Genomic DNA, 10,697 nt, shown 5'->3' with positions numbered 1-10,697 from the left:
CCAGTTTGTAGGCTTGTTCCATGGGCCGCAGGTTGACCGGCACCATCGCCCGTATCTCCTGCCCGGTCACATCATCACCGTGTGATTTGAGGTACTCGCCAATCGCGCCCGCCACGCAGCTGAGCAGCACGTCGTTGATGGAGCAGTTCAGCGCCCTGCCAACGGCCTTGACTTCGTCGAGCGGAATCGGCTGGCACCAGGCTACCTTTTTTGCAGTGCCCGGTTTGCCTTTGAGGCGGGTTTTGGAGTCGTCGGGCATGAGCGCGAGGGCGGCCCCGTCCTTGAGCACCTGGAGCATGACCTTGGCCATGTCGAGCGAGCCATTCATTCCTTTTTGCGGATCTCCCAGCATGTGCAGCGTGCGGACGGCGCCTTCTCCGGCCACGCCCAGCGCCTTGACCGTGAGGTCTGTGAAGGGTTTGAGGAGGGTGTCGGCAATCCAGTCTTCTGCGCCGCCACCGGTCTCCTTTTTCTTGCGTTCAGGTGGCGCGGCGCCGCCATCCACCAGCGACATGGTGACGGAAATCAGCGCAATGCCGTCGGCGATGCAATGGTGAATGCGCACAATCATCGCGCTGCCCTTGACGCCGTCGGGACCGGTGTAATCCTCAATCAGATGGATTTGCCACAGCGGGCGTTTGCGGTCCAGCGGTTGCATGGCCAGCTCAGCCACGCGGTCCTGCAGCGCATCCTGCTCCCTGCCTTTGGCTGCCTTGGGCAGTTTTTCGGCAATCAGGTGGTTGTGGATATCAAAGTTCCGGTCGTTCACCCAGGTGGCGCCTGCCGTGTCTTCAATCACCCGTTGCTTGAAGCGGCCGTATTTCAGCAGGCTGCTTTCCAGCCGCTCCGCCACTGCGGCATGTTTGACGCCAGGTTGCAAAGCCCACACGCCAACAATCATCATCAGGTTGGACGGCGTGTCCATGCGTAGCCAGGCGGTGTCCACCTTGCTCATGCGCTCACCGGAAAGACCCAGGGTGCCGGAGACGGCGCGCGTCACGTTTTTCTGAACGTTCTTGGCGACTTTTTTACCGGCCGCCTGGGCTGAAACGCGTGTGACCATGAATGCTCCGCTTGTTATTAGAAGTAAAAAGAGCGACCGTTCTTCGCCGGCCGTCTCTGGGAAAAAATAGCTCCCCACAGTGGCAGGCATGAGAAAACTGGCAAAGCCTGCGGCTCATGAACCTTGACTGGGGGAAATTCCCTATTTTGCAGGCAAGGCTGTAGCTAAGATACCGGGCAGTTACCCCAAGCACCATTTTTGGTGATCAACTTCCCAACCGGAGCATCCTCATGGCAGATCTGAAAGCCGCATTCGACAAGGCAATGGCCGACTCAAAAAACCTCAGCGAGCGGCCCGACAATGCGACCCTGCTGAAAATTTATGCACTGTACAAACAGGGCAGCAGCGGCGACAACGCGGACAAAAAGCCCGGTTTCGGTGACATGGTGGCCAGAGCCAAATGGGACGCATGGAACAGTCTCAAAGGTACGTCCCAGGACGATGCGATGCAGCAATACGTGGATCTGATCGAGTCGCTAAGCTGAACGGCTTGCGCTGAAGAAAAGTGAAAACGGGCAGTCAGCTGCCCGGTGAAAAAAGATCAACCCTGTCGGTGATGATGCCGTCGGTTCCCAGATCCCACAGGCGCTCGGCCGCCCATTCGTCGTTAACGGTGTAACTCAGCGTGCGAAACCCGGCGCTTTTGGCTTGCAGCACGGTAGAGCTGTCCCAAAGCGCATGGTTGCAAACCACGGCTGCGCAGTCCAGCGTAAGGGCTGTTTCAAGCCATCCTTTCCACAAACCATCCAGCAGCAGTCCGCGCGGCAACTGCGGTTGGGCCGCTTTGGCAGCGTCCAGTGCCTCAGGGTGAAATGAAGTCAGCAGCGGCGGGACGGCAGCGTTTGCCCAGAGGCGCGCTGCGGCGTTTGCCACGGTCTCGCCGGTTTGCGCTTCCTCGCCCGGCGTGGGTTTTATTTCGATATTGAGGAAATAGCTGTTGTTCAGGCAAAAAGCGGCAATGCTTTCCAGTGTTGCCAGCGGTTCGCCCGCGTAGGCGCGCGAGTGCCAGCCACCAGCGTCCAGTCGTGACAGCACGTCCCAGCTTTGCGCACCACCGATGCCATGGCCGGTGCTGGTGCGATCCAGCGTCGCGTCGTGCATCAGAAACGGCACGCCATCGGCGCTCAGCTTCACATCGCATTCAAACATGCGGTAGCCATGGGCAGCACCCACGCGGAAGGCGGCCATGGTGTTTTCAGGGGCCAGCTTGCCCGCGCCGCGATGCGCGATCCACCGTGGATATGGCCAGGCGTTCACGTGCGCAGCGCCGGGCCGCCCCAAGCAGGCACAGCCCCCTCGGGGGGCAGCGTTTTACACGCAGTGAAAAGCGTGGGGGCCATATTCAAAGCCGCTTTCCACTTTCCGCGTCAAACCAGTGCAAGCGGTCTGGACGCGGCTCCACATGAATGGTTGAGCCAATCTGCGGGACGGCCTGATTTTCATCCGTGCGCACAATCAGAAATTCGTCCCCGAAACGGCAATAAACCAGCCGTTCGGCACCCAGCATTTCAAGCGTGTCCACTTGCACGGCCCAGCCACTGGAGCCGATCCGTAAATGCTCCGGACGAATGCCCAGTATGGTGCCGGCTTTGCCGCCGAAGTCGGCATTGGGCGCATGTTTGAGCAGATTCATCGGGGGCGAGCCCATGAAACTCGCCACAAAGGTGGTGGCCGGGCGGTTGTAGACCTCTTCCGGGGTGCCAAACTGTTCCATGCGGCCCGCATTCATGACAATCATGCGTTGCGCCAGCGTCATGGCTTCAACCTGGTCATGCGTGACAAACAGTGAAGTGATGCCAAGCTCGCGGTGCAGCTTCTGGATTTCCAGGCGCGTCTGCACGCGCAGCTTTGCATCCAGGTTGGACAGCGGCTCATCGAACAAAAACACCTGCGGCTGGCGGACGATCGCACGGCCCATGGCCACACGCTGGCGCTGGCCGCCGGACAGTGCGCGGGGCTTGCGGTCCAGCAGATGGCCGAGTTCGAGAATCTTGGCGGCCTTGTCGACGCGCTGTTTGATCTCGGCAATCGGCATCTTCCTGATTTTCAAGCCATAAGCCATGTTGTCGAACACGCTCATGTGCGGGTACAGCGCATAGTTCTGAAACACCATGGCGATGTCTCGTTCCGCCGGTTCCAGATCGTTGACCACGCGCCCGCCGATGGAAATCTCGCCGCCGGAAATTTCTTCAAGGCCAGCGACCATGCGCAGCAAAGTGGATTTGCCGCAGCCCGAGGGCCCGACGATGACAACGAATTCGCGGTCGGAAATCTCGGCATTGACGCCGTGAATCACCTGCAGTTCCTGCTTGCCCTTGCCGTACTTCTTGACGACGTCTTTGAGTTGTATTGAAGCCATATATCTTTTTACTTTTCAGTGTCTACCAGGCCCTTGACGAACCATTTCTGCATCAGGATGACAACGATCGCCGGCGGCAACATCGCCAGAATGGCTGTGGCCATGACCACGTTCCACTCGACAAACACCTCGCCGAAGATCAGGCGCTTGATACCCATCACGATGGGGTACATGCGTTCGTCGGTGGTCACCAGCAGTGGCCAGAGGTACTGGTTCCAGCCATAGATGAACTGGATCACGAACAGCGCCGCCATCGAGGTTTTGGACAGGGGCAGCAGCACGTCTTTGAAGAAACGCATGGGTCCGGCCCCGTCCATCCGCGCGGCCTCGACAAGTTCGTCAGGGACTGTCAGGAAAAACTGGCGGAACAGGAAGGTGGCCGTTGCCGAGGCGATCAGTGGCACCGTCAGGCCCTGCATGGTATTGAGCATGCCGAGGTTGGACACCACTTCATAGGTCGGGCCGATGCGGACCTCCACTGGCAGCATCAGCGTGACAAACACCATCCAGAACACCAGATTCTTGGCGGGAAAGCGAAAGTAGACGATGGCAAAAGCTGACAGCAGCGAAATGGCGATTTTCCCGATGGCGATGATCAGCGCACTGGACAGGCTGATCAACATCATCGGGCCCGCCGCACCTATGCTGGCCCCAGCTTCGGTCTTGCCGCCGAACAGGGCCAGACGGTAGCTTTCGATGAAGTTGCTGCCCGGCATCAGGGAGATCGGGTTGCTGGTCATGATCTGCGTGGCGGTTTGCGTCGAGCCGATGAAGGTGACGTAGATCGGAAAGAAGACAACCACCACACCGATGATGAGGATCAGGTGTGAGAAGAAATCGAGGATGGGATTTTTTTGGACCATCAGTAGTTCACCTTCTTCTCGACGTACTTGAACTGCACCACGGTCAGCGCGATCACGATGACCATCAGCACCACCGACTGTGCGGCCGAACCGTTGATATCCATGGCCTTGAAGCCATCGTAATAAACCTTGTAGACCAGAATTGATGTGTCCTTGCCCGGCCCGCCGTTGGTGGCGGCATCCACGATGGCAAATGTCTCGAAGAAGGCATACACAACGTTGATAACCAGCAAAAAGAAGGTGGTAGGCGACAACAACGGCCACACGATGGTCCAGAACCGGCGCCACGGGCTGGCGCCGTCAATGGTGGCGGCTTCGATCAGCGACTGAGGAATTGATTGCAGCCCTGCCAGAAAGAACAGGAAGTTGTAGGAGATGTGTTTCCAGATGGCCGCCATGACGATCAGCGCCATCGCATGATTGCCATTGAGCACGTGGTCCCAGTTGAAACCCATCTCAATCAGCGCGTAACGAATCACGCCGTAAGGGGACGCGAACATCATCAGCCACAACACGCCGGCAACCACCGGGGCCACCGCGTAAGGCCAGATCAGCAGCGTTTTGTAAATGCCGGCGGCGCGTACCACCCGGTTGGCCATCACCGCAAGCAGCAGCGAAATCGCCAGGCCACCCACCGCAACCAGCGCGGAGAAGACGGCTGTGATGCGAAAGGAATCCATGTAGGCAGGGTCGCCGAACAGGCGGCGGAAGTTTTCGAGGCCGACAAATTCCCGCGTTGAGCCGAAAGCGTCTTCCTGCAGCACGCTCTGGTACAACGCCTGGCCAGCGGGCCAGAAAAAGAAGACCAGAATGATTGACATCTGCGGGGCAATCAGTACCCAGGGCAGCCAGACCGATTTGAAGAGAACCCGTTTTTCCATGAGACGCTATAAAAATAATAGCTGCCGAATCCCGGTGGTCGGGGGTCGGCAGCTATATTGGCTTGAAAAGAGCGGTGCCGGGCACCGCTCCGCCTGAATCAGGACTTGTTGGCTTTCTGGAAGCGCTCAAGCTGCTCGTTGCCGCGCTTAACGGCATTGTCCAGAGCTTCTTTTGGAGCCTTGCTGCCTTGCCATACGCCTTCGAGTTCCTCGTCGATGATGGTGCGGATCTGCACGAAGTTGCCCAGGCGCACGCCGCGCGACTTGTCTGTGGTCTTGCGAATCATCTGGTTGACCGACACATCGGCACCGGGGTTCTGCTTGTAGAAGCCGGATTTCTCGGTCAACTCAAACGAAGCCTTGGTTACAGGTAGATAGCCAGTGCGCTGGTGGCTGGCGGCAGCGACGTCGGGTTTGGACAGGTGGTTGAGGAAAGCGGCGACGGCCTTGTATTCCTCAGGCTTCTTGCCCGACATCACCCAGATACTGGCGCCACCGATCACGGTGTTCTGCGGTGCGCCCTGCACATCTGGGTAGTAGGGCAGGGTGCCGGTGCCGTAGCCGAATTTGCCGTTGCGCTTGACGCTGCCGGCCAGGGCCGACGAGCCCGTAGCCATCGCACACTCGCCCGAAACGAAAGTGGCGTCAGCCTTGTTTTCACGTCCCTTGTAGACAAACAGGCCGGTCTTGGCCATGTTGGCAAGGTTTTCGATGTGGCGCACGTGCAGCGGGCTGTTGAACGCGAGGCGCGTGTCCGTGCCGCCGAAGCCGTTGTTTTTGGTTGCGTACAGCACGTTGTGCCAGGCCGAGAAGCTCTCCAGCTGTGTCCAGCTGATCCAGGCTGTTGTGAAGGGGCATTTGTGGCCGGAAGCCTTGAGTTTGGCGGCGGCCAGCGCCACTTCCGGCCAGGTGGTGGGTGGCTTCTCGGGGTCCAGACCGGCCGCTTTGAATGCGTCCTTGTTGTAGTGGAAAACCGGGGTCGAGCTGTTGAAAGGGTAGCTCAGCATCTGGCCGTTGGGTGCCGTGTAGTAGCCCGAAACAGCCGGCACATAAACGCTGGGGTCAAATTTGAAGCCCGCGTCGCCCATCACCTTGCCGACGGGCACGGTGGCACCCTTGGCGGCCATCATGGTCGCGGTGCCAACTTCGAACACCTGAATCATGTGTGGCGCGTTGCCGGCACGGTAGGCTGCAACGCCCGCCGTCATCGACTCTGCATAGCTGCCCTTGAAAGTGGGCACTACCTTGTAGTCCTTTTGGCTGGCGTTGAAGTCTTTGGCCAGGTCGTTGACCCACTCACCAAGGGCGCCGCCCATGGAATGCCACCATTGGATTTCAGTTTGGGCGTGACTGACGAGAGGCGCGAGTAGCGCGGAGGCAGCCAAAGTGATGACTGTCAGGCTTTTTTTCATTACAACTCCTGGATGAAACGGTTTGATTGAACGGCGAACCGTCTAGTCTAAAAATGATTTGTGACAGTGGATTTAAGCCACATGCGCGCGTCCTTACAAGCGGGTTTCCACGAAGACAGACCTCCGGCCTGGGAGTGCGGGTTTCCACGAGGAGAGGGCTCGGGCGTGGGGGTATGTTGCGCTGCGGTAACATAGGGCAACTGCACCGGCACCGGTCTGCAGCAGCCGGGTTTTGCCACGATGAACGCTCCTACTCCCCTTCAAGAACTGACCACTTTCGCCGACGACGCCAAAGCGGGTGAAGCCCGCATTCGCGAGATCCCCTACAACTACACCTCGTTCTCTGATCGCGAAGTGGTCATCCGGCTGCTCGGCACCCACTCCTGGGACTTGCTGAACCTGCTTCGCGGTGAGCGCCGCACCGGTCGCTCAGCCCGCATGTTGTACGAGGTGCTGGGTGACATCTGGGTGGTCCAGCGCAACCCCTATTTGCAGGACGATCTGCTGGACAATCCCAAGCGCCGCAAGATGCTGGTCGATGCGCTTCAGCACAGGCTGGGCGAGGTGGAAAAGCGCCGCACCCCTGAGGCAGATAGTCAGCGCGATGCCATCGTAGGCGAGCTGCTGGTAGCGGCACGAAAGGCGGTCAGCGCCTTTGCTACTTCGTTTGAAAACATGTACGACTTGCGCCGCCAAACCGCGCGCAAACTGGGCAAATTCACCCTCAAGGACAACATCAAGTTTGACGGGCTTTCGCGTGTCTCACATGTGACAGATGCCACCGATTGGCGCGTTGAATACCCCTTTGTTGTTCTGACACCTGATACCGAAGTCGAGATGGCAGGCCTTGTAAAAGGTTGCATCGAGCTGGGGCTGACCATCATTCCGCGAGGCGGTGGCACCGGTTACACGGGCGGTGCGATTCCTTTGAGCTGGAAATCGGCAGTGATCAACACCGAAAAGCTCGAAGCCATGACCGAGGTGGAACAGGTTGCATTGCCTGGCCTTGATCAAACAGTCGCGACCGTTTGGACCGAAGCCGGCGTGGTAACCCAGCGCGTGGCCGATGCGGCTGAACGTGCGGGTTTTGTCTTTGCAGTGGATCCGACATCAGCAGAAGCGTCGTGCATAGGCGGTAACATCGCCATGAATGCCGGCGGCAAAAAGGCCGTGCTCTGGGGCACCGCGCTGGACAACCTCGCCTCATGGCGCATGGTGACGCCAGAGGCCCAGTGGCTGGAAGTCATACGCCTGAATCACAACCTGGGCAAGATTCACGACGCCGAGATGGCAAGCTTTGAGCTCAGGTATTTCGAGGCGGACGGCAAGACACCGGTACGTACCGAGCGCCTCGATATCCCGGGAAAAACATTCCGTAAAGAGGGCTTGGGCAAAGACGTCACGGATAAATTCCTGAGCGGATTGCCCGGCATCCAGAAGGAAGGTTGTGACGGCCTGATCACCAGCGCGCGCTGGATTGTGCACCGCATGCCTGCGCACACACGTACGGTCTGCCTGGAGTTTTTTGGCAATGCCAAGGACGCGGTGCCCAGCATTGTGGAGATCAAGGACTTCATGTTCGCCGAGCAAAAGCGCGGCGGGGCGATTCTGGCGGGGCTGGAGCATCTGGACGATCGCTATCTGAAGGCGGTGGGCTACGCCACCAAGTCGAAGAAACACGGCGGCCTGCCCAAGATGGTGTTGTTTGGCGATATTGCCGGTGACGATGCCGACGTCGTTGCGCGAGCGACCTCCGAGGTGGTGCGTATTGCCAATTCGCGCAACGGTGAAGGTTTTGTCGCGATCAGCCCCGACGCGCGCAAGAAATTCTGGCTGGACCGCAAGCGCACTGCTGCCATCTCACGCCACACCAACGCCTTCAAGATCAATGAAGACGTGGTGATTCCACTGCCGCGCATGGCCGAGTACACCGATGGCATCGAGCGCATCAACATCGAATTGAGCCTGGCCAACAAGATCAAGCTGTGCGACGCGCTTGAGGCCTTTTTCCTCAAGGGCAACCTGCCCCTGGGCAAGTCTGACGATGCTGGCGAGATTCCGTCGGCCGAATTGCTGGAAGACCGGGTGGCTCAGGCGGTGGCGCTGGTCAGTGAAGTGCGCGCCCTGTGGACGGGGTGGCTGGAGAACGTTGAGTCGCTGTTCCCCCAATTGCAGGACCACACGCTGCGTGCCAGCTGGAAAACCCAGATCCGCACCGGGCTACAGACCATTTTTTCAGGTGCCGCTTTTGTACCGATTCTGGAGCAGTGCAATCTCATACACAAACAGGTTCTCAAGGGCCGTGTCTGGGCTGCCTTGCACATGCATGCCGGTGACGGCAACGTGCACACCAACCTGCCTGTCAACAGCGATGACTACGAGATGCTGCAAACGGCGCACCACGCCGTGGCGCGCATCATGGTGCTGGCGCGTTCGCTGGATGGCGTGATCTCTGGCGAACACGGCATCGGTATCACCAAGCTCGACTTTTTGACAGCCGAAGAGTTGCAGCCCTTTACCGACTACAAGCACCGGGTTGATCCGCAAGGGCGCTTTAACAAGGGCAAGTTGTTGCGCGATGTGGCTTTTCCTGCCGACCTGACCAACGCCTATACGCCGAGCTTTGGCCTCATGGGTCACGAGTCGTTGATCATGCAGCAGTCAGATATTGGCGAAATTGCCAACTCGGTCAAGGATTGCCTGCGTTGCGGCAAGTGCAAGCCGGTGTGCGCCACCCATGTGCCGCGCGCCAACTTGTTGTACAGCCCGCGCAACAAAATCCTGGCGACCTCGCTGCTGGTGGAAGCCTTTTTATATGAAGAGCAGACCCGGCGCGGCGTCAGCATCAAGCACTGGGAAGAATTTGAAGATGTCGCCGACCATTGCACGGTTTGCCACAAGTGCCTCAGCCCATGCCCGGTCGACATCGATTTTGGCGATGTGTCCATGAATATGCGCAACCTTCTGCGCAAAATGGGCAAAAAGAGCTTCAGGCCGGCGGCCGCCTTTCAGGCCTGGTTTATCGGCACGGCCAATCCGCGGGCCATCCGGGTGGCGCACGCGCTGACTGGCATCAGTTTCAAAGCGCAGCGACTGGCCAACCGGCTGATGAAGGTGGTGATCCGTAAGCAAACGGAAGCGCCGCCCGCCACGGTGGGTCCCGCTCCGATCAAAGAACAGGTGATTCACTTCATCAACAAGAAGATGCCCGGCAACCTGCCCAAGAAAACGGCACGCGCGCTGCTGGACATTGAAGACAAGGACTACGTCCCTATCATTCGCAATCCGAAGACGACAACAGCAGAGACCGAGGCGGTGTTTTACTTCCCCGGTTGTGGCTCCGAGCGTTTGTTCTCGCAGGTGGGACTTGCAACGCAGGCCATGCTCTGGCATGCGGGGGTGCAAACCGTGCTGCCGCCGGGTTACCTGTGCTGCGGTTATCCGCAGCGCGGCAGCGGCCAGTTTGACAAGGCCGAAAAAATCATCACGGACAACCGTGTGCTGTTTCACCGCGTGGCCAATACCCTGAACTACATGGATATCAAGACCGTGGTGGTGAGCTGCGGCACATGTTACGACCAGCTCCAGGGGTATGAGTTTGACAAGATATTCCCTGGTTGCCGCATCATTGATATCCACGAATACCTGCTTGAAAAGGGCATCACACTCGGCGACGCGGCGGGTGGTGGGTATCTCTTTCACGATCCCTGCCACAGCCCGATGAAGGTCCAGGCTCCTATAAAAACCGTCAAGGCGCTGCTCGGGGATAACGTTCTTGAGAGCAAACGCTGCTGCGGCGAAAGCGGCGGGCTTGCGACATCGCGTCCAGATGTGTCCACGCAGGTTCGGTTTCGGAAAGAAGAAGAAATTCGCAAGGGCGAGGCCATCTTGCGGGAAAGCGGAGCAGCAACACCCAAGCAGAACATCAAAATGTTGACGTCCTGCCCGAGTTGCCTGATGGGTCTGAACCGTTACCAGGACGACCTCAAAACGGGCCTGCTCGAGGCTGACTACATCGTGGTCGAGATGGCCAACCAGATTCTGGGAAAAGAATGGCTGCCCGCTTATGTGGATGCGGCCAATCATGGTGGTATTGAGCGCGTGCTCGTTTAGTCGTTG

8 protein-coding genes are annotated in these 10,697 nt (G+C 58.7%); 2 read left to right on the top strand and 6 right to left on the bottom strand.

Annotated elements, in window-relative coordinates; translation table 11 throughout:
- Nucleotides 1-1,063, bottom strand: a 1,063-nt coding sequence (locus VE934_RS08190) for a wax ester/triacylglycerol synthase domain-containing protein (RefSeq protein WP_324886208.1), incomplete at its 3' end; no start/stop codon positions are given.
- A 230-nt stretch (nucleotides 1,064-1,293) separates the two neighbouring features.
- On the opposite strand from VE934_RS08190, the gene VE934_RS08185 reads away from it, so the two are divergent.
- Nucleotides 1,294-1,548 carry an acyl-CoA-binding protein gene (locus VE934_RS08185; protein WP_324886206.1) on the top strand — a complete coding sequence of 85 codons (255 nt, stop codon included), beginning with the start codon at nucleotides 1,294-1,296 and terminating at the stop codon, nucleotides 1,546-1,548.
- Between the two features lie 34 nt (nucleotides 1,549-1,582).
- Here the strand turns inward: VE934_RS08185 and ugpQ are convergent, their stop codons facing one another.
- The 5 genes from ugpQ to ugpB all read right to left on the bottom strand — a co-directional run bounded on the left by ugpQ (nucleotide 1,583) and on the right by ugpB (nucleotide 6,578).
- Nucleotides 1,583-2,320: a glycerophosphodiester phosphodiesterase gene (gene ugpQ / locus VE934_RS08180; RefSeq protein WP_324886204.1), complete on the bottom strand. Its 738-nt coding sequence runs from the start codon at nucleotides 2,318-2,320 to the stop codon at nucleotides 1,583-1,585.
- Between the two features lie 85 nt (nucleotides 2,321-2,405).
- Entirely contained in the window at nucleotides 2,406-3,422 is a 1,017-nt protein-coding gene (locus VE934_RS08175) for a sn-glycerol-3-phosphate import ATP-binding protein UgpC (RefSeq protein WP_324886202.1), read from the bottom strand.
- A gap of 8 nt (nucleotides 3,423-3,430) precedes the next feature.
- Nucleotides 3,431-4,285 carry a sn-glycerol-3-phosphate ABC transporter permease UgpE gene (gene ugpE, locus VE934_RS08170; RefSeq protein ID WP_324886200.1) on the bottom strand — a complete coding sequence of 285 codons (855 nt, stop codon included), beginning with the start codon at nucleotides 4,283-4,285 and terminating at the stop codon, nucleotides 3,431-3,433.
- A complete protein-coding gene (gene ugpA / locus VE934_RS08165) occupies nucleotides 4,285-5,166 on the bottom strand; it encodes a sn-glycerol-3-phosphate ABC transporter permease UgpA (protein WP_324886198.1) in 882 nt (293 codons plus the stop codon). Before ugpA ends, ugpE begins: the two co-directional genes overlap by 1 nt.
- Nucleotides 5,167-5,264: 98 nt before the next feature.
- The gene (ugpB, locus tag VE934_RS08160) at nucleotides 5,265-6,578 is read right to left on the bottom strand and encodes a sn-glycerol-3-phosphate ABC transporter substrate-binding protein UgpB (RefSeq protein ID WP_324886196.1); all 1,314 of its coding nucleotides are present in this window, start codon (nucleotides 6,576-6,578) and stop codon (nucleotides 5,265-5,267) included.
- 240 nt (nucleotides 6,579-6,818) lie between these two features.
- Here ugpB and VE934_RS08155 point away from each other — a divergent pair, with 240 nt between their 5' ends.
- Nucleotides 6,819-10,691 (top strand): FAD/FMN-binding oxidoreductase, encoded by a 3,873-nt coding sequence (locus tag VE934_RS08155; RefSeq protein WP_324886194.1) that lies wholly within the window; start codon nucleotides 6,819-6,821, stop codon nucleotides 10,689-10,691.
- Nucleotides 10,692-10,697 lie beyond the last annotated feature (6 nt).

The sequence above is a fragment of the Polaromonas sp. genome (assembly GCF_035638815.1).
Taxonomy (GTDB): Bacteria; Pseudomonadota; Gammaproteobacteria; order Burkholderiales; family Burkholderiaceae_C; genus Polaromonas.
Note: the sequence above shows the minus strand (reverse complement) of the source record. Positions and strands in the feature narration are given on the sequence as shown.